The organism is Caballeronia sp. LZ035, assembly GCF_031451175.1.
Classification (GTDB): Bacteria; Pseudomonadota; Gammaproteobacteria; order Burkholderiales; family Burkholderiaceae; genus Caballeronia.
In genome coordinates, this window is record NZ_JARUXS010000004.1 from 1,504,213 (window position 1) to 1,524,593 (window position 20,381).

General features: G+C 66.8%; 16 protein-coding genes. 7 read left to right on the forward strand and 9 right to left on the reverse strand.

Annotated features, from left to right (window positions below):
- Positions 1-53 precede the first annotated feature (53 nt).
- Positions 54-2,003: an amylo-alpha-1,6-glucosidase gene (locus tag QCE88_RS37345; RefSeq protein ID WP_309910673.1), complete on the reverse strand. Its 1,950-nt coding sequence runs from the start codon at positions 2,001-2,003 to the stop codon at positions 54-56.
- Positions 2,000-2,485, reverse strand: a complete 486-nt coding sequence (locus QCE88_RS37350; RefSeq protein WP_309910675.1) for a nuclear transport factor 2 family protein — start codon at positions 2,483-2,485, stop codon at positions 2,000-2,002. Before QCE88_RS37350 ends, QCE88_RS37345 begins: the two co-directional genes overlap by 4 nt.
- Before the next feature lie 65 nt (positions 2,486-2,550).
- Between QCE88_RS37350 and QCE88_RS37355 the strand changes: the two genes are divergently transcribed.
- Complete coding sequence (locus QCE88_RS37355) at positions 2,551-3,894, forward strand: hypothetical protein (RefSeq protein WP_309910676.1); 1,344 nt, start codon at positions 2,551-2,553, stop codon at positions 3,892-3,894.
- A gap of 49 nt (positions 3,895-3,943) precedes the next feature.
- Here the strand turns inward: QCE88_RS37355 and QCE88_RS37360 are convergent, their stop codons facing one another.
- The 6 genes from QCE88_RS37360 to QCE88_RS37385 form a co-directional block, all read right to left on the reverse strand.
- A complete protein-coding gene (locus tag QCE88_RS37360) occupies positions 3,944-5,185 on the reverse strand; it encodes a DUF445 domain-containing protein (RefSeq protein WP_309910677.1) in 1,242 nt (413 codons plus the stop codon).
- 47 nt (positions 5,186-5,232) lie between these two features.
- Entirely contained in the window at positions 5,233-5,649 is a 417-nt protein-coding gene (locus QCE88_RS37365) for an ACT domain-containing protein (protein WP_309910678.1), read from the reverse strand.
- Complete coding sequence (uvrA, locus tag QCE88_RS37370) at positions 5,639-11,470, reverse strand: excinuclease ABC subunit UvrA (protein WP_309910679.1); 5,832 nt, start codon at positions 11,468-11,470, stop codon at positions 5,639-5,641. Before uvrA ends, QCE88_RS37365 begins: the two co-directional genes overlap by 11 nt.
- 176 nt (positions 11,471-11,646) lie before the next feature.
- Positions 11,647-12,537: an alpha/beta hydrolase gene (locus QCE88_RS37375; RefSeq protein ID WP_309910680.1), complete on the reverse strand. Its 891-nt coding sequence runs from the start codon at positions 12,535-12,537 to the stop codon at positions 11,647-11,649.
- A 316-nt stretch (positions 12,538-12,853) separates the two neighbouring features.
- Positions 12,854-13,981, reverse strand: coding sequence for a M14 family metallopeptidase (locus QCE88_RS37380; protein WP_309910682.1), 1,128 nt, complete (start codon positions 13,979-13,981; stop codon positions 12,854-12,856).
- A 2-nt stretch (positions 13,982-13,983) separates the two neighbouring features.
- Entirely contained in the window at positions 13,984-14,754 is a 771-nt protein-coding gene (locus QCE88_RS37385) for a transporter substrate-binding domain-containing protein (protein WP_309910684.1), read from the reverse strand.
- A gap of 117 nt (positions 14,755-14,871) precedes the next feature.
- Here QCE88_RS37385 and QCE88_RS37390 point away from each other — a divergent pair, with 117 nt between their 5' ends.
- Positions 14,872-15,804, forward strand: coding sequence for a LysR substrate-binding domain-containing protein (locus QCE88_RS37390; RefSeq protein ID WP_309910686.1), 933 nt, complete (start codon positions 14,872-14,874; stop codon positions 15,802-15,804).
- Here QCE88_RS37390 and QCE88_RS37395 read toward each other — a convergent pair.
- Positions 15,789-16,292 (reverse strand): DUF6496 domain-containing protein, encoded by a 504-nt coding sequence (locus QCE88_RS37395; protein WP_309910688.1) that lies wholly within the window; start codon positions 16,290-16,292, stop codon positions 15,789-15,791. The genes QCE88_RS37390 and QCE88_RS37395 overlap by 16 nt on opposite strands.
- A gap of 409 nt (positions 16,293-16,701) precedes the next feature.
- Here QCE88_RS37395 and QCE88_RS37400 point away from each other — a divergent pair, with 409 nt between their 5' ends.
- The 5 genes from QCE88_RS37400 to QCE88_RS37420 all read left to right on the forward strand — a co-directional run bounded on the left by QCE88_RS37400 (position 16,702) and on the right by QCE88_RS37420 (position 20,379).
- Positions 16,702-16,881 (forward strand): Flp family type IVb pilin, encoded by a 180-nt coding sequence (locus QCE88_RS37400; protein ID WP_309910690.1) that lies wholly within the window; start codon positions 16,702-16,704, stop codon positions 16,879-16,881.
- A gap of 67 nt (positions 16,882-16,948) precedes the next feature.
- A complete protein-coding gene (locus tag QCE88_RS37405) occupies positions 16,949-17,458 on the forward strand; it encodes a prepilin peptidase (RefSeq protein WP_309910691.1) in 510 nt (169 codons plus the stop codon).
- 12 nt (positions 17,459-17,470) lie between these two features.
- Complete coding sequence (gene cpaB / locus QCE88_RS37410) at positions 17,471-18,433, forward strand: Flp pilus assembly protein CpaB (protein ID WP_309910693.1); 963 nt, start codon at positions 17,471-17,473, stop codon at positions 18,431-18,433.
- Positions 18,434-18,479: 46 nt separating this feature from the next.
- Complete coding sequence (locus QCE88_RS37415; RefSeq protein ID WP_409018284.1) at positions 18,480-19,997, forward strand: type II and III secretion system protein family protein; 1,518 nt, start codon at positions 18,480-18,482, stop codon at positions 19,995-19,997.
- A gap of 7 nt (positions 19,998-20,004) precedes the next feature.
- The gene (locus QCE88_RS37420; protein WP_309910694.1) at positions 20,005-20,379 is read left to right on the forward strand and encodes a CpaD family pilus assembly lipoprotein; all 375 of its coding nucleotides are present in this window, start codon (positions 20,005-20,007) and stop codon (positions 20,377-20,379) included.
- The last annotated feature ends 2 nt before the right edge of the window (positions 20,380-20,381 follow it).

A 20,381-nucleotide genomic window follows, 5' to 3' on the forward strand; every position in this document is an offset into this window, starting at 1 on the left:
TCTGGCAAGAGCCGTAATTTAGCGCGTTTGGGCAGGCGGCGCGCGCACCATGTTCAGTTCGTGCCGAGCAGTTTCTCCATGCGCAGCAGTTCCGCGAGCGACCACGCCTGGAACGGCGTGCCGCCGGGCGTGTGGGGCGCGTCGCCATCGGCGACTTCGCTGATGTGGTCCAGCCCGTAGCGGTCGAGATGCGCGTACATGGGCGTCAGGAACCGCTCGCGTGCGCCCGCCGCGCCGTGCACGCGAACCCAGGCCTCGACGAACGGCCCCAGTAGCCACGGCCACACGGTGCCCTGGTGATACGCGCCGTCGCGTTCCAGCACGCCGCCCGCGTAATGCGGCCGGTACGCCGGGTCCGAGGGCGCAAGCGTGCGCAGGCCGAGCGGCGTCAGCAGTTGCGCTTCGACCTGCGCGACGACCGCGCGCGCCACCTCGTCCTCCACCACCGCGAACGGCAGCCCGCCCACCGCGAAGATCTGGTTCGGACGCACCGCGCGATCCAGCTTGCCGGGCTCGTGATCCACGTCGACGACATCGTAGAGCGTGTGTGTCGCCGGATCGACGAAGCGCGCGGCGAATGCGCTGCGCGCCTGGTCGCGCAACGTCTGCCACTGCCCGCTCCACGCCGCGCCCACCGACAGCGCGTTGATCCACAGCGCCTGCACCTCGACCGGCTTGCCGATGCGCGGCGTCACGACCCAGTCGCCCGCCTTCGCGTCCATCCAGGTGAGCTGCACGCCGGGCACGCCCGCGCGCAGCAGGCCGTCGCTGTCGGCGGCGATGCCGAAGCGCGTGCCGCGCGCATAGCCGTCGAGAATCGCGCCGACCGCGCGTTGCAGGCGGCTCGCCGTCGCGGCATGCGCGTGACCCGTCGCCAGATAGTCCTGCACGGCGACGACGAACCACAGCGACGCATCGACGGAGTTGTATTCCGGCAGCCCGCCGCTGTCGGGAAAGCGGTTCGGCACCATGCCCTCGGAGATCGTGTCGGCCCATTCGAGCAGGATGGACTCGGCTTCATCGTGGCGGCCCGACGCCAGCAGCAGGCCGCGCATCGAGATGAAGGTGTCGCGGCCCCAGTCCGTGAACCACGGAAAGCCCGCGATGATCGTGCGGCCATTGCTGCGGTTGACCACGTAGGCATCGGCGGAGCGTGCGAGCCGCGAACCGAACGCCGCGCGCCGCTGCGTTTCGGCCGCGGCGAGACGCGTCGCATGCGCGAGCGCGGTCTCCGCGTCCGGCCGCTCAGGTCCTGTGTGGGCATGCAGGATCATGACGGCGTCGGCGCGCGCGAGATCGAAATGAAAGACGCCCGGCGCCGCGAGGTCTTCGATGAAATCGAGACCGCGCTCGCGTTCGCGGGCATAGCAGAAGTTGCGATACCAGTCGGGCGCATGCTCATAGGCGCCGTTGGCTTTCACGTAGATGACAGGCAGGTCGCCGTAGGGACGCCACTGCACGCGCTCGCCCTCGACGGTGGCATCGAAGCCGAACGCGGGGTTCTCGTGATGCAGCGCGTGATAGTCGCGTCCGGAAACCAGCGGCCGCACGTGCAGACGCGCATTCTGCAACGCGGCCGGCGGCGCGCCTTCGAAACGCCAGCGCAATACGGTCTCGCGGCTCTCCTTGGCGACGAACACCTCGGCCACGATCACCGCTTCCGCTTGCATACCCACGCGAAAGCGCCACGTCGGCCAAGGCGAGGTATCGAAGGACAGCAGGCTGGCGCGGACATCGGGATAAAGGACGTCGGGCGCGTAGTGCTGCATGGTCAGCGGATAGCGCTGGCCGTCCGCGTCGAGCCATGCCTCGACGCCGTTGACGAGCGCGACGCGTCCTGCAGGCGGCTGCGTGGCCGCGAGCAGCAGCGCGTGATAGCGCCGCGTGCGCAGGGTGCCCACGGTGCCCGATGCGAAGCCGCCAAAGGCATCCGCCTCGAGCCATTCGTCTTCGAGACGCGCGGCGTCGAGGAGCGCGGCGTCCGTGCTGTCGATGCGTGTCATGGCGCGGCCTTGCGATACTTCAGGCGATAGTCGTTCAGCGTGCGGCGCGCGCGGCTCTGGATGGCGTGCTGCATCTGCGGCGTCCAGCCCAGCAGCCAGCCGCTCGGCCCGAGCGCCTGCCGGCTCCAGCGCCAGAGATCGAAGACGTCGGTGTGTTCGGCGATGAGGCCGTCGCGGATCGCGAAGCGCGCGTGGATCTCGTTGACGACGAGCCGGCCGGTCGCGGAATACGTGTAGCGCGCCACGGCCCGCGCGCTCGCCACCTGGCCGATGGACTTGATGCTGTCGAAGCACAGCGAGAAATCCGCCGCACGGCCCAGCAGCATGCGCCACATGTCGCCGGCCTCCCTGCCGCGCAGCACGCCGAACGCGGGATCCTGGAACAGGATGTCGGGCGCGTAGCAGGCGGCCATCGCTTCGGCATCGAGACGCTGGAACGCAGTGTAGAACTCTTCGATCAGTGCGTTGTTGGGTGGGGCCATGGGATACGTTGCGCGCGCAAGAGGTTGAGGTGCCACGTCCGGCCGGCTGCCGCACAGGGCGCCGGGTGCCCACATCATATCGCTCGCGGCCCGGGCGGGCTCGACGACGTGCCCGCGAGATATCCCCTTACCGCCCGGACAGAGGCTCCGCGGTGAATAGTGCTCCGTCCGCGCACGTTCATCCGCTGGCTCATTGGCGCGGCCAGATGAGCCGAACCATAAAGGGGAGCCACATGGCCATCAAACCGGTTACCGGGACCGAGTCGTACTGGGGCGACGTGCGCCCGACGCAAAGTCAGGTGTCGCTGATCAACAAGAGTCCGACCTTGCAAAAGGATCTCACTGACTACGGTGCAGCGATTGCGGCAGGAGAAATGAAGCCCATCGAGATCGGCCCGGACGGCGGGGGTTACTTCGACAACGCGGTCAAGCACCGCATCGTGCTCAGTCACGACGTCGCCCAATTCGACGACAACAACTGGATCGCCGGACTGTCTCACGAGCTTGGCCACTTCGAGAGTCGTCAGAATGATAAAGCGCTTGCCGCTCGCTACGACACGCCTGCACGCGATCCGTCGGCGTACAACGTGCGGGCAATGAACGGCATGCGAGACGAAGGAGAAGCGATCTACAACAACTGGAGAGTTGAGCACGAGATTCTCGAAAACACCACGAGCGATGGCCATCCGGGCACGCTTGTCGGCATCATCGGCGAAGCGCCGGGCGGTCCGATCGAGCAGGCGCTCGACCAGGTGCACGCGGCCGAGGTGAATGCGGGCCGGTCGGTCGAGCAGGACAGAAACGGAATGATGGAGGCGGCCGCTGCGATGAACGCGTTGCAGCGACCGAGCACCGACCTGTCGAAAACCTATTTCGACTACTACGCGGGCGGAGACAGGAACATCGTGCCGCCGGGACTGGGCTCGCCAACCGCCGTGCAATTAAGCGATCCGGCCGGCGACGGCAACATCACGTCGATGAACGAAACCTACGCGTCCGGCATGCAGGGCACGCAAAATTTCGGTCCCGACGGCAAGCTCACCTCCGCGGACGTCAAGGATGCCGGCGGCAACGTGCAGAAGCACATTCAGTATGCGCGGCAGCCGGACGGCGCCTATACCGCCACGACTTACGACGGTCGTGGCGCGCTCACGGAGACGGACGAGTTTGACAAAGACGGCGCGTCGGTCGCCCACACGTTTGGCAGGAACGGCACGCAAACCGCCCAGGCCTACGACGTTTCCGGCGCACCGATGGGCGCGACGATCGCCTCGGCCTCACCGCCTGCGGCCGCACTCCCGGCGTCGACGCAAACGGCGCAAACCGATGCGGGCGGGCAAGCGCCCGCCGACGACGCTGTCGAAGAACCGGCTTTCGCCGAGAGCAACATGGATCCCGACGCTGGCTGATCCGCATGAACCCCGGCGCCGATGTTCCCTTCGGCGCCTGTTCCTGCCATTACAGCAGCGTCGTGACCGCGTGAATCAAAATGCCCACCGCGCCGCCCACCAGCGTTCCGTTCACGCGGATGAACTGCAAGTCCCGCCCGATGTTCAGCTCAACGTCGCGCACGAGCGTCGCGTCGTCCCATTGCTTGACCGTTGCGGCGATATGCTTCGCGATGCCGTCGCGCAACTCCGGCGCCAGCGCCTTCAGCGCGTCGCGCATGTGCTCGTTGATCGAATCGCGCAAAGCGGGATCGTTGCCGAGCGCCGCGGCGAAACCGCCCGCCATCGCGACCACCTTCATGTGCAGCGCCGAGTCGGGCCGCCTGATGTCCGCATCGAGCCACGCGACGAATTCGTCCCACAGACCGTTCACGTAGTCGCGCAGTTCGGGCCGCTCGAGCCATTCGCGCTTGTGCTCGTCGATGCGCGCCTTGAACGCCGGGTCCGTGCGCAGGCGTTCGACGAAGCGCGCCACGGCTGCATCGAAAGCCTGTCGGCGTTCATGCTCCGGATCGCTGCTGATGTCGTGCAGCCATTGGTTCGCGCCGCGCACCAGTCCCGCCGCGAACTTGCCACCGAGTTCCTCGGCGCTCAGTCCGACGAAGCCCAGCATGCCGACCAGCTTCGGATACTCCTCGCCCGCCACCGCGACGATGCGCGCCGCGAGCATCTCCTGCACTTCGGGTTTGTCGAGCCATGCGGCCAGCTGCGTGAGCCCTTCGTCGAGCAGCAACTGATGCCGCCGGTCCGAGGTCAGCGACGCCAGCACGCCGCCCGCCGCGCCCGCCAGATCGAACTGGTCCGCGCGACGGCGCAACGTATCGTGCAGCATGGTCTTGATGCGGTCGTCATCGGCGAAGGAAAGAAGCTGGCCCACCGCCGTCACCGCCTTCTTGCCGAGCAGCTCGGCGTTCTTCGGCTCCGCAAGCCAGAGCGACAAGCGGCTCGCCGGATCGAACGCGTTCACGCGCGCCACCAGCGCATCGGTGCCGAGGAAGCGGTCGCGCACGAACGCGGCGAGGTTGTCGCCGACGCGCGCCTTGTTCGCCGGCAGGATCGCCGTGTGCGGAATGGGCACGCCAAGCGGATGGCGGAACAGCGCGACCACCGCGAACCAGTCGGCGAGCGCGCCGACCATCGCGGCTTCCGCGAACGACGATACCCACGCCCATAGCCCCGCATCGTGCCGGCTCTTGGCGAGCGCGAACAACGCGCCGGCCGCGATCAGCAGCGCGAAGGCGAACCACTTCATTCTTTTTAGCGCAACGGCTTTGTCCTGCGTTTCCATCGGGTGTGCTTTCAGGGTTTCGAAGAGGCCGCCAGCATACCAGCCCGTTTCTGCAAGGAAAGCAGCGCGTCCATGGCGCGCGCGGCATCGTCGGCGGGCACGAAGAGGTGATCGTGATAGGCCGCCGCCATCACGTTGCAACTGATGCCCGCTTCGCCCAGCGCCTGCGCGAACGCCGCCGTCAGCCCCACCGCATGCAGGTCCGAATGCACGGTCAGCGTGATCCACGCCGCGCGGAACAGCGGCGTCAGGCCCGCTGCCTGCGCCGCGTGCTCTTCCATCACGACCGTCAGACCTTCGCGCTCGCGGAAGGTCGCAATCACGTCGGCGGCGGGCACGTCCCCTTGTGCCACCGACGCGAACACATACACGCCCGGCTGAAGCTCAGGCTCCATCGAAGCGATGAGCGCGTCCAGGTCACGCAGCATTTTCAGCAGGCCTCGCGCGTGCCAGCACCGGCCGCAACGCCGTGCCTGTGTGACTGCGCGGATGCGTCGCCAGCGTGTCCGGGTCCGCCGCCGCGACGATCATGCCGCCGTTCACGCCGCCTTCCGGACCGAGGTCGAGCACCCAGTCGGCTTCGGCGATCACGTCGAGATCGTGCTCGATGACGATCACGCTATGCCCGCCGTCCACCAGCCGGTGCAGCACGCGGATCAGCTTCGCGACGTCGGCCATGTGCAGGCCGACTGTCGGCTCGTCGAGCACGTAGAGCGTGTGCGGCGGCTTCTGGCCGCGCCGCGTGATGTCGTCGCGCACCTTCGAGAGTTCCGTCACGAGCTTGATGCGCTGCGCCTCGCCGCCTGACAGCGTCGGCGAAGGCTGGCCAAGCGTCAGATAACCGAGGCCGACATCGCGCAGCAGTTGCAGCGGGTGCGCAATGCTTTGCATCGACGAGAAGAACTCGACGGCTTCATCAATCTCCATGGTCAGCACTTCGCCGATGTTCTTGCCGCGCCACGTCACCGCCAGCGTTTCCGGATTGAAGCGCTGTCCGTGACACACGTCGCACGGCACCTTCACGTCCGGCAGGAAACTCATCGCGATGGTGCGCACGCCCTGGCCCTCGCAGGCCGGGCAGCGTCCCTCGCCCGTGTTGAACGAGAAGCGCGACGGCGTATAGCCGCGCGCGCGGGCTTCGAGCGTATCGGCGAACAGCTTGCGGATGGTGTCCCACATGCCGATGTACGTGGCCGGACACGAGCGCGGCGTCTTGCCGATCGGCGTCTGATCCACTTCGAGCACGCGGTCGATGGACTCGAAACCGGTCACGCCGCTGCACCCCTGCCACGCATGCTTGACGTCGAACTTCGGCCGCGGCGCTTCGCGCGCGAGCACGCTGGCGCGCGAGCCCGGCGCCGGCTTGTCCGCCTGCGCCGACTTGCGCGCGCGCCGCACCGCCGGCGACGACAGCACCGAGCGGCCGACCGCGTCGAGCAGGTTGGTCATCAGCACGTCGCGCGCGAGCGTCGACTTGCCGGAGCCGGACACGCCCGTGATCGCGACGAGCCGGTTCAGCGGCACGCTCGCTGTCACGTCGCGCAGGTTATGCAGCGTCGCGCCTTCGACCGTGAGCCATTGCTCCGGCACGGCGGCGCGCTTCGCGGTGGCGGTGCGCACTTCGCGACGCGGCTGCAGCGGATGCACGATCGGGTTGGCGAGGAACTGGCCGGTCAGCGACGCCTTGTGAGCCGCGAGATCCGTCACGGTGCCCTGCGCGACCACGGTGCCGCCGCGCTTGCCCGCGCCCGGCCCGATGTCGATGATGTGATCCGCGCGGCGGATGGTGTCCTCGTCGTGCTCGACGACCACGAGCGTATTGCCCTTGTCGTTCAGCTTCTTGAGCGCGGAGAGCAGGATCAGGTTGTCGCGCGGATGCAAGCCGATGGTCGGTTCATCGAGCACATAGCACACACCCTGCAGGTTGCTGCCGAGCTGCGCGGCGAGACGGATGCGCTGCGCCTCGCCGCCGGAGAGCGTCGGCGCGGCGCGATCGAGGCTCAGATAACCGAGCCCGACCTCTTCGAGGAACTGCAGACGCCCTTCGATCTCGCTCACGACGTCACGCGCAATGTCAGCGTCACGTCCTGTCAGCCGGAGCGTCGAGATCCATTCGCGCGTATCGCTGACGGTCCAGCGGCCCACTTCCGTGATCGGATAATTGCCGAACGTGACCGCGCGCGCGACGTCGTTCAGGCGCGTGCCTTCGCAATCCGGACACGGCTGATCGACGATGTCGTCCGGCTCCTGATCCACCGAGCCGATGGTCTGTTCGCGGCCACGATCGTCCTGCGCGAACAGCGTGTCGTCGAACGCGGCGCGCTGCTCGCGCGTCAGCTTCACGCCGGTGCCCACGCAGGTGTTGCACCAGCCGTGCTTGCTGTTGTACGAGAACATGCGTGGATCGAGTTCGGGATAGCTCGTGCCGCACACCGGACACGCCCGCTTGGTCGAGAACACGCGCATTGCTTCCGCGCCACGGCGCTTGCCGTCGGCCCAGGAACCGTACAGGTCGTCGAGCGGCGCGAGCAGATGCATCACGCCCTTGCCGATTTCAAGCGTGTCGTCGAGCAGGCGGCGCAGCTCGCCTTCGTTCTCGGGCGTGACGATCAAATCCGCCACCGGCAGTTCGATCGTGTGTTCGCGGAAGCGGTCGAGCTTGGGCCACGGGCTCACCGGCAGGAATTCGCCGTCCACGCGCAGATGCGTGTTGCCGCGCGCCTTCGCCCATTTCGCCAGATCCGTATAGACGCCCTTGCGGTTCACGACGAGCGGCGCAAGCAGCCCGACATGCGCGCCCCTGAAATCGCGCATGATCTGCGCGGCGATCGATTCCGAACTCTGCGACTGCACCGGCGTGCCGTCGTGAATGCAGTGCTGGATGCCGAGCTTCACATACAGCAGGCGCAGGAAGTGCCAGACTTCCGAGGTCGTCGCGACCGTGGACTTGCGCCCGCCGCGCGACAGCCGCTGCTCGATGGCGACGGTCGGCGGAATGCCATACACGGCATCGACTTCCGGGCGGCCCGCCGGCTGCACGATGGAACGCGCATACGCGTTCAACGATTCGAGATAACGGCGCTGGCCCTCGTGGAACAGGATGTCGAAGGCGAGCGTCGACTTGCCCGAACCCGACACGCCCGTCACCACATTGAACTTGTTGTGCGGGATATCGACGTCGAGCGACTTCAGGTTGTGCTCGCGCGCGTTGACGATGCGCACCACGTCCTCGCCCTGCAACGCGCGCCGCGCGCTCGCCACTTCGGCGGCGAGTTGCAGCGGCACGCCCGCGCGCTTGTCCGCCGCGCCCGGCGCCATGGCTTCCTCGTAGTCGAGCAACGCCCGGCCGGTATGCGAGTGTTCGCAGGCGGCCACCTCGTCCGGCGTGCCGACGCATATCACCTGACCGCCGCCGTCGCCGCCTTCGGGACCGAGATCGATGATCCAGTCGGCGGCGCGGATCACGTCGAGATTGTGCTCGATCACGATCAGCGAATGACCGCGCTCCAGCAGCCGGCCCAGCGCGCGCATCAGCTTGGCGATGTCGTCGAAATGCAGGCCGGTGGTCGGTTCGTCGAACATGAAGAGGCGGCTTTCCGCTTCGCCGCCCTTCTTGCCCTTCGTGCCCTGCGACGTCTCCGCGAGAAAGCCCGCGAGCTTCAGACGCTGCGCCTCGCCGCCCGACAGCGTCGGCACCGGCTGACCCAGCTTCACGTATTCGAGCCCGACATCGACGATGGGCTGCAACACGCGCAGCACTTCCTTGTCGTCGGCGAACAACTCGACTGCTTCGCTGACGGTCAGTTCGAGCACGTCCGCGACGCTCAAATGCCGCCCGCCGCGCTCGATCTTCACTTCGAGAATCTCGGCGCGGTAACGACGGCCGTCGCAGTCCGGGCAACGCAGATAGACATCGCTCAGGAACTGCATCTCGACATGCTCGAAGCCGGAGCCGCCACAGGTCGGACAACGGCCATCGCCGGAATTGAAGCTGAACATGCTCGCGCTATAGGCGCGCTGGAGCGCGAGCGGCGCCTTCGCGTAGAGCTTGCGGATTTCATCGAACGCGCCGACGTAGCTCGCCGGATTCGAGCGCGCCGTCCGGCCAATCGGCGATTGATCGACGAACACGACATCGCTCAGCTGCTCCGCGCCTTTAAGGTCGCGGAACGCGCCGGGCGCTTCCGTCGCCTTGCCGAAGTGGCGCATCAGCGCGGGCGCAAGCACGTCCTGGATCAGCGTCGATTTGCCCGAGCCCGACACGCCCGTCACGCAGACGAGCCGCTGCAACGGAATCTCGACGGTGACATCGCGCAGATTGTGGTCGCTCGCGCCTTCGAGCACGAGGCGCGGGGTGTTCCTGTCAACGGCGCGCCGGTTCCAGTTCGACGCATGCGCCACCTGCTTGCGGCCGCCGAGATAGGCGCCGGTGAGCGTGTCGGTGGACTGGATCTCGCCGGGCGTGCCGTCATAGACGATCTGCCCGCCGCGCTCGCCCGGACCGGGCCCCATGTCGATCAGGCGATCCGCCGCCAGCATCACCGAAGGATCGTGCTCGACGACGACGAGCGTATTGCCCGCGTCGCGCAGCCGGTGCATGGCCTCGACGATGCGGTTCAGGTCGCGCGGATGCAGCCCGATGCTCGGTTCATCGAGCACGAACAGCGTGTTCACCAGCGACGTACCGAGCGCGGTGGTCAGGTTGATGCGCTGCACTTCGCCGCCGGAGAGCGTGCGGCTCTGGCGATCGAGCGTCAGATAGCCCAGGCCGACATCGCACAAGTATTTGAGGCGCGTGCGCACTTCGGCGTGCAGCAGCTTGAGCGCTTCGTCGAGCAAGGTGGAGGGCAGCGTCAGCGAATCGAAGAAGCGGCGGATGCGCTCGATCGGCATCAGCATCAGGTCGTGTACGGTCAGGCCGGGCAGCGCTTCGAGCTGCGCGCGCGTCCACTCGACGCCTTCCGGCATGAAACGCTTCGCCGGCGGCAGCACCGCGTCCGCCTGTTCCTTGGTACCGAGACGCCACAGCAGCGATTCGGTCTTCAGGCGCGCGCCGGCACAGACCGGGCACGTGGTGTAACTGCGATATTTCGACAGCAGCACGCGAATGTGCATCTTGTACGCCTTCGACTCCAGATAGTCGAAAAAGCGCTGTACGCCGTACCACTGGTTCTGCCACTTGCCGGTCCAGTCGGGCGAACCCTTGATGACCCAGTCGCGTTCCTGTTGCGTCAACTCGTTCCAGGGCACGCCAAGCCGGATGCCCGCCTTCGCGCCGTAGCGCACGAGATCGTCCTGGTTTTCCTTCCACGCAGGCGTTTGCAGCGTCTTGACCGCGCCTTCGCGCAGCGTCTTCTTCTCGTCGGGAATCACGAGCCCGTAATCGACGCCGATCACGCGGCCAAAGCCCCGGCAGGTTTCGCACGCGCCGTAGGCCGAGTTGAACGAGAACAGCGCCGGCTGCGGGTCCGCATAGCGCAGGTCGCTCTCCGGGCTGTGCAGGCCGGTCGAGAAGCGCCAGATGTCCGGTTCGCCCTCGTCCTTCAGCACGTAGACATCCACCCGGCCGGTGCCGCGCAACAGCGCGCTTTCGATCGCCTCCAGCGCGCGCGAGCGTTCGGTGTTCTGCAGCCGGAAGCGGTCCGCGACGACGTCGAGCATCTGCCGTTTGCCGCTCGCGGTTTCGATGTGGCGCTTCGCCTGGACGCGCGTGTAGCCGCTCGCGGACAGCCATTGCTCGACTTCCGCGTCGCTGGCGGTGTCGGGCAACTCGACCGGGAACGTGATCGCGAGACGCGGATCATCGGCGCGCGTGCGTTCGAGCAGTTCGGCGTAGATCGTCTCGGGCGTGTCATGGCGCACGCGCTGCGAGGTTTTTTTGTCGAACAGCTCGGCGGCGCGGGCGTAGAACAGCTTCAGATGGTCGTTCAGCTCGGTCATCGTGCCGACGGTCGAGCGCGAGCTGCGCACCGGATTCGTCTGGTCGATGGCGATGGCGGGCGGCACGCCGTCCACGCGCTCCACTTGCGGACGGTCCATCCGGTCGAGGAACTGGCGCGCGTAGGCGCTGAAGGTTTCGACGTAGCGGCGCTGGCCTTCGGCGTAGAGCGTGTCGAACACGAGGCTCGACTTGCCGGAGCCGGACGGGCCGGTCACGACCGTCATCTGGCCGGTGTGCAGGTCGAGGTCGAGATTCTTGAGATTGTGCTGACGTGCGCCGCGGATGCGGATTGCGTTGTTCGATGCCAATTTGTCAACCGGTTCAATGAGTTGGGCGGCCGTTCACGGCCTCGGGCGAGGGGCGCGGGTGTTCGGAAGCGCGCAGTCGCCGCAGCGAACAGTACTGTACACGCATACAGTGGTTGTCGCCAAACGTGTCGGGAGTGTCTGCCTGGGGTGCGCAAGACGCTCGCCTGATCAGCCGGTTACGCGAGATGGCGGAGCACTTCGGCGGCCACGGCTTCGGGTGCCTCGCGCAGGGGGAAGTGCCCCGCCCCATCGATCACGACGCGCCGGTAACCCGCCTGAAAGTGGCTTTCCTGGCCTTCCGAGCTGGCCGGTTCATCGCAGGCGTCGGCGCCACCCTGGATCATCAGCGCGGGCACGTTAATGCTCTCGATCGTCGCCAGACGCGCGTACAGGTCGGCCAGCGACCGGTCGGACGGCTGATCGCCGCGCCAGCGCCGCCGATACGCGTTGAGCGTGATCGGCACCCAGTCGGGATTCTCGAAGGCGCGTGCGGTGATCTCGAATTCGGCCTCGTCGAACCAGCCGGGCGGCGACCAGGTGTCCCATTGGATCCGTGCGAAGCCTTTGGGGTCAGCGGCGACGGCGTCCGGGCCGCCGTCGAGCGACATGAACCACTGGTACCAGAAACGCCGCGCCTGGGAAAAATCCGGCAGGCGGAACGCGCCGCGCGGCTGATAGGCCAGCGCGAGCGCGGCCATGCGGCGCACGCGCTGGGGAAACAGCGCGGCGAGTGTGTAAGCGGCGCGCGCACCCCAGTCATGACCGACGACATCGAATTGCGCGATGCCGAGCGCGTCGGCCAGATCGATTGCGTCCTGGGCGAGCGCGACGCCTGAGCCGTCGCGAACCGTGTCCGGGGAGAGAAAACGCGTGCCGCCCGCGCCGCGCAGCTCCGGCACGATGGTGCGGCGGCCGGCGTCGTTGAGCCGCGCGGCGATTGGGTTCCAGGCGCGGGCAGCGTCGGGCCAGCCGTGTAGCAGAAAAGTGGGAAGACCGTCGCGGGGGCCGGAATCGGCGTAGGAAATGTCGAGCGTCGACGTGCGGGCGTGGAGAGCGAAGTCAAGCATGGCGAGACTCCTCAACGGAAACGCGAATGGGGGAAGGTCATTCTAGCGACGCGGCGTGGGGCGTGCTTGGTGGGGTTTTCGCATGCGCAGCGGCCTTGGCATGCGCAGCGGGCTTGGCATGCGCGGCGGCTTGGCACGCGCAGCGGCTTCGCATGGCGCAGCGGCTTCACATGGCGCAGCGGCCTTGGCGTACGCAGCGGCCTTGGCACGCGCCTCGGCTTGGCATACGCAGTTAGCTAGGCGCACCCACCCCGCTAAGCAAGCCGGATGCGCTCGGCGCACTTCCCACACCCGTCGCGCCCCGGCCCGCCCTCGCTCAAGCCCCGATCAACACCCCGCTTCGAATCGGCGTCTCGCCCGTCACGCGTCCCATCGGCGCACCGGCGGGCACGAAGCGGATCGCGCGCCGCATGTAGAACACGCCGTCGTTACGCGTGGTGACGGTCGTGACGACGTCCGTGATCGGATCGACGATGTCGAACACCGGATCGCCCGCCCGCAACCTTGCGCCCACCTTAGCCCGATAAACGACGATGCCGCTCACCGGCGCCGTCAGCTGCTCGCTGCCCGCGAGCGGCGTCGCGGGCTGAGCGAGCGGCGGCGGCTGGCGTGCTTCACCTTCGATCACGCCACGCCCGATCAGGAACTCGACGATCGCCTCGGCGTCGTGCGCGGCGGTGTCGTAATCGACGTCGCGCTGGCCGCGATACTCCACCGTCGCCGCGAGATTCGGCGCGGCGAGCGGCACGGCGTCGCCCAGACGCTCGCGAACCTGATTCCACAAGAGCGCATGGACTTCATCGAACGACTGTCCGCCGGAATCCGTCGCGAGCAGCACGCCATTGGCATCAAGCAGGCGCGCGAGCGGTTCGAGCGCCGGCCAGCTCGACGGACTGGTATACAGATGCACGGTCGCCTCGAGCGAGCAATGCAGATCGAGCACGATATCCGCCTGCGACGCAAACCTGAGCAGCACCCGCCGCAAGTCTTCGAACTCGTTCTTCACCGCCGTCTCACCGAGCATCGCGAGCAACGCGGCGCGCAGCAGACGCGCGTTGTGCGCGCCGTCCTGCGGCGAGAACGGCTCCGCCACCCGCTCGATCAACGCCGCCGCGGTCGGCAGCGGAAAGCCGCGGTTGAAGTTCTGGCCGCTGTTTGCCTCGAAGCGCCCGACGAACTGCCCGAGCACATGCTGCGACAGCCCGATGGGATTCGCCACCGGCACCAGCACGACAGCGCCGCGCATGCGTCCCTGCGCCTCCAGATCGGCGAGACGCTTCTTGAGGGTCCAGGCGGCGAGCATCGCGGGCGTTTCGTCGGCGTGCAGCGATGCCTGGATGTATACCTGCTCACCCGCGCCCTGAACGTCGCCGAAATGAAAGCTGACGAGCTCGCGCGTGGTGCCGAGCGTCGTCGAGAGAAGAGAGTCGCGCTGGATGTGCATGATCAGTCGCCGTAGACGTCGAAGTCGAAATACTTGCGCGCGATCTTCTGGTACGTGCCGTCCGCGCGCATGTCCTTCACCGCGCGGTCGACTTTCGCCTTGAGCGCGGCATCGTCCTGCCGCATCCCCATGCCGACGCCGTGATCGCCCATCGAGAGCGGCTCGCCGACAAAGCTGAACCCCACGCCGCGCGGCGTCTTCAGGAAGCCGTGTTCGGCCTCCACCGAGCCGAGCAGCGCGGCATCGATACGGCCTGCCGTGAGGTCGTTCAGCACCCCTTCCATGCTCTGATACGGGACCACCTCGACGCCGCCCGGCGCCCAATTCTTCATCGCGTAGGTCTCGAACTGACTGCCGCTCTGCACGCCGATCCGCTTGCCACGCAAGCCCTCCGGGCTCGCCGTGAGCGGCGCGCCCTGCTTCGCGATCAGACGCGAGCGGAACTGGAACAGCTTGGTGGAAAAGGCGATCTGCTTCATGCGCTTGTCGGTGATCGCCATCGACGACATGATCCCGTCGATCTTGCGCGCCTGCAGCGCCGGAATCATTCCCGAGAATTCGAGCTCGACCCACTGGCAATGCATGGCGATGCGGCGGCAGATTTCATCGCCGAGATCGACGTCGAAACCTGCGACGTGGCCGTCGGGCGTCTTGACGTCCATCGGCGGATAGCCGGGGTCGATGCCGAGGCGCAGTGTATCGGCGTCTTTCGCATGAGCGGGCGCGGCTGCCGCGAGGACGGCGGCCAGCATGAGGGCGTGGAATCTGGGCATGGGCGCGGTGTTGAGGTTATCCAGGCCTCGATACTACGAGCGCCGGATGCCCACCAGAAGAGGCAGTTTGCTTATCATGTTCACTTTTTGTGATCACCCTGTCGCGAGCCCCTGCCCATGGAACTCACCCTCACCCAATTGCGCATGTTCATCGCCGTGGCGGACGCAGGCAGCGTGCGCGCGGCGGCGCGGCGACTCGACGTCGCGCAGAGCGGCGTCACGCAGCACATGCGCAAGCTCGAAGCACAGGCGGGCGGCCCGCTGTTCGAGCGCGACGTGCGCGGCGTGCGCCTGACGCCGGTCGGCGAGCGTTTGCGCGTGCGCGCGGAACTGATTCTCGGCGAGTGCCGCAAGACCGAAGATGAGATGCGTCAATTGCAGGGCGACCTGACGGGCCGCGTGGCGCTCGGACTGGCGGCCGAAGCCACGATGCGGCTGTTTCCCGCGTTGCTGGAGAGCTATCGCGAGCGCTGCCCGCGGATCGACGTGCATCTGACCAGCGCGACTTCACGGATGCTGACTTCGTGGGTTCGCGAAGGCCGTCTCGACTTCGCGCTCGCGCTGATCGCGCCAGACGCGGACGTTCACGACATGGAAACGACCCCGCTGTTCGAATCCGAAGTCGCCGTGATCGCGCGCCGCGATCATGCGCTCGTCCGCGCCCGCACCCTCGCCGACCTGCGCGACGCGCAGTGGGTCAGCACGCGGCAACGCAGCGGCGAGACAGCGGGCAATCGCCTGTCCGCGCTCTTTGAAGAGGCACGCTTGCCCGCACCCCGCATCGCCGCAACGACCGAGGCCGTGTTCGACACGCTGCATTGCATCGCCGGGAGCGACTATCTCGGCCTGGAACCCGCGGGGCTGGCAACTCACCCGTTCTTTCGCGAGCACGTGACCGTGTTCAAGATTGCCGAACGCGCCGCGAGCACGCCGGTCTGCCTGGTTCGACGCGCGGGCGTGCCGCTGACGCCCGCCGCCCAGGAGCTCGCGACGATGGCGCTGTCGTACTCGCGCATCGCCCGCAAGCGCCGCGCTCAGCGCGAGGCGTGACGCGCACGCGATCCTTTCGACGCCGAAGCGGCATTGGCCCGGCGCGTCGCCCAGCCCTTTTTCGCTGCCTCCGAACGATCCGCAGCCGAGCGCCGGCTCGACGCCGCATGGGTCTGCCGCGACAGCGCCTTGTGCGAGGCGGCCTTCGTGCTCTCGCGCTTCAACGCGCGGGTGGACGCGGCTGAACGCTTCGCCTTCGACTCAGTGCTGGGGCTTTGCTTCGTGCGATGCGCGGCTTTCGTGTCCTGCGCGGCCTTCTTGCGGGTGGCGGCGGAGGTCGTGCCCTTGCTGGGCGCTTTCAGCTTGACGCCGGAGCGGCGCGCCTCGGACAGCCCGATCGCAATGGCCTGCTTCGCCGACTTCGCGCCGTGCTTGCCTTCACGGATATGGTCGATCTGCTCCTTCACGAACGCGCCTGCCTGGGTGCTGCCGGACTTGCCTGAACGCTTCGCTTGCGAAGCGCGCGCGAGGGTTTTCTTTTCGGGCATGTCGATACTCCTTCATTGAAGTGGGCCTGCGCGGATATCAGCGCAACGCCTGTGCCCGCAAACGTTTGTCAGCTCGCTGAATGCTCGGCTTCAACGCATCCTGCCCGGCAGCCAGCAAAGTACGGAACACACAAGCGGTACCGCTCAGGCGATCAGGTTCCGTCGAGTGGGCGTCTGGCCGCCTTCGCCCAAGCCATTGTTCAGGTTCGTGAAATTTTTCCGGGCGAGTTAAAGCCGTCTAGAGCACTGCCGTTAACGGGCTTATCCATCGCACCCGAGTCGACATGAAAAGAGGCCGTTTTCGCCTTCTGTTCCGCCGATATACGCAGGGGTGCCGTGGATATGATCCAAACCGGTAAGCATCCTCTCTGGTACTGCTCGCCCAAACCTCACTCATCAAGGAAACAAAATGAACAAGCTCATTAAAGCCTTCGTGCGCGACGAACGTGGCGTCAGCGCCATGGAGTACGCCATTCTCGCCGGTATCGTCGTGGTCGCCCTGGTGGCCGTCGGCACTGCCTTCAGCACGAACATGCAAACCATCTTCACGAACCTGACGACCAAGGTCAAGAACGCGGCGGGCACGTAAGTCCATTCAGGGGCCCGGCCTTCAAACCGCCGGCCCTCATCCTTCCCGCCTCGAATCGAGCCCCATCGTGACCGTACTGTCTCTCATCATTCGTCTTGCCGTGATCGGCGCCCTGCTTTGGCTCGCGATCACCGACGTGCGCACCCGACGTCTCCCGACGAGCATTGTCCTCACGATCGGCGCCCTGTTTTTCATCGATGCGCTCGTCGCCGGCATGCCGCTCGACGACCTCATCTCGCATCTGTCGCTCGCAGTCCTCGTGTTTCTCGTCTGCGCGCTGTTGTTCGCCGCAAAAATGCTGGGCGGCGGCGATGCCAAGCTCGCCTCAGTCATTTTCCTTTGGGTGGGATTCGGTCTTTCGCTGGCCACGCTGACACTCGTCTCGGTGATCGGGACCGTGGTGTCGCTCGTGAGTCTCGCCACCCGCAACATGAATCCGTCTCAGCGCTCGATGCCGCTTCGCGCGCTCGCCATGTTCTCCGCGTCTCGCGGCGTTCCGTACGGCGTAGCGCTTGCCTTCGGCGGCGGCCTCGTGATCATGCTGCCTGCCCTGCTGCACCTCATCTCGACGCGATAGGACGGCGTCCCTATGTCCAATATCATCAAATTTGCCGTACTGCTGGTCGGCGCGCTTCTGATCGCGCTGATCGTGCGCGTGGTCGTGGCGAGCGCTTCGCGCCCGTCGAAGCCGGTCGTGACGAGCGATAAAGTCCTGGTGAGCGCTGCGGATCTGCCGCAGGGCTTGCTGCTGCGCGACGAGGATCTCGCCTGGAAGGAAGTCCCGAAAGCGCAACTGCCGCCCAACGCCATTGTCTCGGGCGTGGCGGGCGCGCCCGACCTGAAGGGTGCGCTGCTGCGCCATCCCGTCGCGGGCGGCACCGTGCTGGTCTCCGACGATGTCTTCCTGCCGAGCGCCCCTGGCTTTCTCGCCGCGACCCTCAAGCCCGACATGCGGGCCGTCTCGGTCGCCGTCGACGATGTATCCGGCAACGCCGGTCTGATCCAGCCGGGCGACTATGTCGACCTGCTGCTCACCCAGCAGATGGACCGCCGCACCGACTCCCCCGATCTCGCGGTATCGAGCGAAACGGTGGTCGAGCATGTGCGCGTGCTGGCCGTCGGCTCTGAAATCAAGCGCCCCAACAACAACGGCAGCGGCAACGCCGACGCCGATGTGGCCGTGGTGCGCGCCCGTACCGTCACCCTCGAAGTCACGCCGCGCATGGGCGAAGTCGTCGCGGTCGCAGCGCGGCTCGGCAGCCTGTCGCTCGCGCTGCGCAGCTTCGCTACCGTCAGCCGCGATCCGGCGGCGCCGATGGGCGCATCGGCGCCCGAACGCAAGCCCATCTGGGCCGGCGACATTTCACGCGCCGTGCGCGACCTGCCGCGCCCTCACCCGGCGACAACCGGCGCGCCGAGCGCTGCGCCGGCCGCGCCGCGGATGGTGACCATTTACCGCGGTTCCGAGAAGTCGGATACGTCGAGCGTCGCACAGGGGGGCACTCCGGCCCCGGGCGTTCCGCCGCTGCCCTCCGTGCCAGCGGAGCGTTGATCCCGTGCCCTTGTTCGAACGCGCGCCATCGCCAGGATTCACATTCATGAAAACGCAGTTCAGTTGGAGTCGTATCGCGTCGTGTATCGCGGCGAATTTCGGTCAGACGCGTCACGCGCCGGCCCTGGCGTGGACGGCTCTGCTCGTGTGCACCGCCACGCACGCGGCGCCGCCGGCGAAGCTGCCGCCGCACGCAGGCGCCACCGCGCCGGTTCGCGCCGGGGCAACGGACGGCATGCTCCCCGCCACCTCCCAAGGCCCCCTTGTGCTCGATGCAAGCAAGGGCACGATGTTGTCGCTCAATGAAAACGCTGTGTCGGTGTTCGTCGCCGATCCGTCCATTGCCGACGTGCACGTACCCTCGCCTCGGGCGGTATTCGTGCTCGGCAAGAAAACCGGCTCGACGACGCTCTACGTGCTCGGCGCCAACAACCGGCCGCTCGTGCAGCGCACGATCGTCGTCTCGCGCGACATGGTCATGTTGCGCGGCATGCTCGCCGCGCGCTTCCCGAATGCGAACATCCAGGTCGGCACCGGGCCGGGCACGCTGACGCTGAGCGGCCAGGCAGCGAATCCGGCGGATGCCGACGCCATCGTGCAGACGGTGACGCCCTATCTTGCCGAGAAGGAAGTGCTGGTCAACCGCATGACGATCGACCGGCCGCTGCAGGTGCAACTGCGCGTGCGCATCACGGAAGTGGATCGCAACGTCACGCAGCAGCTTGGCATCAACTGGCAGGCGATGGGCAATGCAGTCGGCAACTTCTACGGCGGCGTCTTTAGCGGCCGTTCAATCTACAACCTGAATCAGCCGCTCAGCGGCGCCAATGGCGCCGTGACCTATCCGGTCAACCTGCCGACCAACAACGCCTATTCCATTCTGGGCGCCTTCAAGACGAACAACGTGGACATCCGCGCGCTCGTCGACGCACTGAACCAGGAAGGTCTGCTCACGGTGCTCGCCGAGCCGAACCTCGTCGCGCTGTCGGGCCAGACGGCCAGCTTCCTCGCGGGCGGCGAATTCCCGATTCCGGTCTCGCAAACCAATGGCGCGATCTCGGTCGAGTTCAAGCAGTTCGGCGTCAAGCTCGATTTCACGCCGACCGTCATGACGGATCGCCGCATCAGCCTGAAGGTGCGCCCGGAGGTCAGCCAGATCGACTCGACCGCAAGCGTCACCACCGGCGGCGTCACCGTACCGGGCCTGTCGGTGCGCCGGGCGGATACGACCGTCGAACTGGCGAGCGGCCAAAGCTTCGCAATCGGCGGCCTGCTGCAAAGCAATACGAGCGACCTCGTTTCGCAGGTCCCGGGTCTGGGTTCGATTCCGGTTCTCGGCAAGCTGTTCTCGTCGACGAACTACCAGAACAACAAAACGGAGCTCGTGATCATGGTCACGCCGTATCTGGTCGAACCCACCGATCCGTCGAAACTGCGCACCCCGCTCGAATCGCTGATCTCGCCGTCGAGCGATGTCGAATACAGCTTCCGGCGCCAGAACGGCGGCGCGGCGGCTCAGGCCGGACAGCCGCGTCTCGTCGGCGCAGCCGGCTACGTCTATTGAGCCCGTCATGAAAACCACACGACTGCTTTCGCTTATCCTCGCCGGCCTGTTCGCGGTGACCGCCAGCGGCTGCTTCAAGCCGCCGCGCAACATGCCGAACGAAACCGTGATCGGCTACGACGGCACCTCCGCCGTACCGCCTGACTGCACCAGCCTCGCCCGTTCGTCGCTGCTGACGGACGCCGGCATTCGCCGGCCGAGCATGCAATGGGGCTGCGCCACCTATACCAATCTGGCCGCGCAACTCGCGCGTCCCGAAGACGCCGTGCATCCGCAGACGCTTGGCCCGGCAGACGCGGCAGTGGCGGCGAGCGCGGTGCGGCGTTACGAGACCGGTAACGTGATTCCGCTCGATACATCGACCTCACGCAGCAGCAAGTGATG

Coding starts and splice junctions, on each gene's coding strand:
- QCE88_RS37345 (WP_309910673.1), bottom strand. CDS start 2,003: ATGACACGCATCGACAGCACGGACGCCGCGCTCCTCGACGCCGCGCGT.
- QCE88_RS37350 (WP_309910675.1), bottom strand. CDS start 2,485: ATGGCCCCACCCAACAACGCACTGATCGAAGAGTTCTACACTGCGTTC.
- QCE88_RS37360 (WP_309910677.1), bottom strand. CDS start 5,185: ATGAAGTGGTTCGCCTTCGCGCTGCTGATCGCGGCCGGCGCGTTGTTC.
- QCE88_RS37365 (WP_309910678.1), bottom strand. CDS start 5,649: ATGCTGCGTGACCTGGACGCGCTCATCGCTTCGATGGAGCCTGAGCTT.
- QCE88_RS37375 (WP_309910680.1), bottom strand. CDS start 12,537: ATGCTTGACTTCGCTCTCCACGCCCGCACGTCGACGCTCGACATTTCC.
- QCE88_RS37380 (WP_309910682.1), bottom strand. CDS start 13,981: ATGCACATCCAGCGCGACTCTCTTCTCTCGACGACGCTCGGCACCACG.
- QCE88_RS37385 (WP_309910684.1), bottom strand. CDS start 14,754: ATGCCCAGATTCCACGCCCTCATGCTGGCCGCCGTCCTCGCGGCAGCC.
- QCE88_RS37390 (WP_309910686.1), top strand. CDS start 14,872: ATGGAACTCACCCTCACCCAATTGCGCATGTTCATCGCCGTGGCGGAC.
- QCE88_RS37395 (WP_309910688.1), bottom strand. CDS start 16,292: ATGCCCGAAAAGAAAACCCTCGCGCGCGCTTCGCAAGCGAAGCGTTCA.
- QCE88_RS37400 (WP_309910690.1), top strand. CDS start 16,702: ATGAACAAGCTCATTAAAGCCTTCGTGCGCGACGAACGTGGCGTCAGC.
- cpaB (WP_309910693.1), top strand. CDS start 17,471: ATGTCCAATATCATCAAATTTGCCGTACTGCTGGTCGGCGCGCTTCTG.
- QCE88_RS37415 (WP_409018284.1), top strand. CDS start 18,480: ATGAAAACGCAGTTCAGTTGGAGTCGTATCGCGTCGTGTATCGCGGCG.
- QCE88_RS37420 (WP_309910694.1), top strand. CDS start 20,005: ATGAAAACCACACGACTGCTTTCGCTTATCCTCGCCGGCCTGTTCGCG.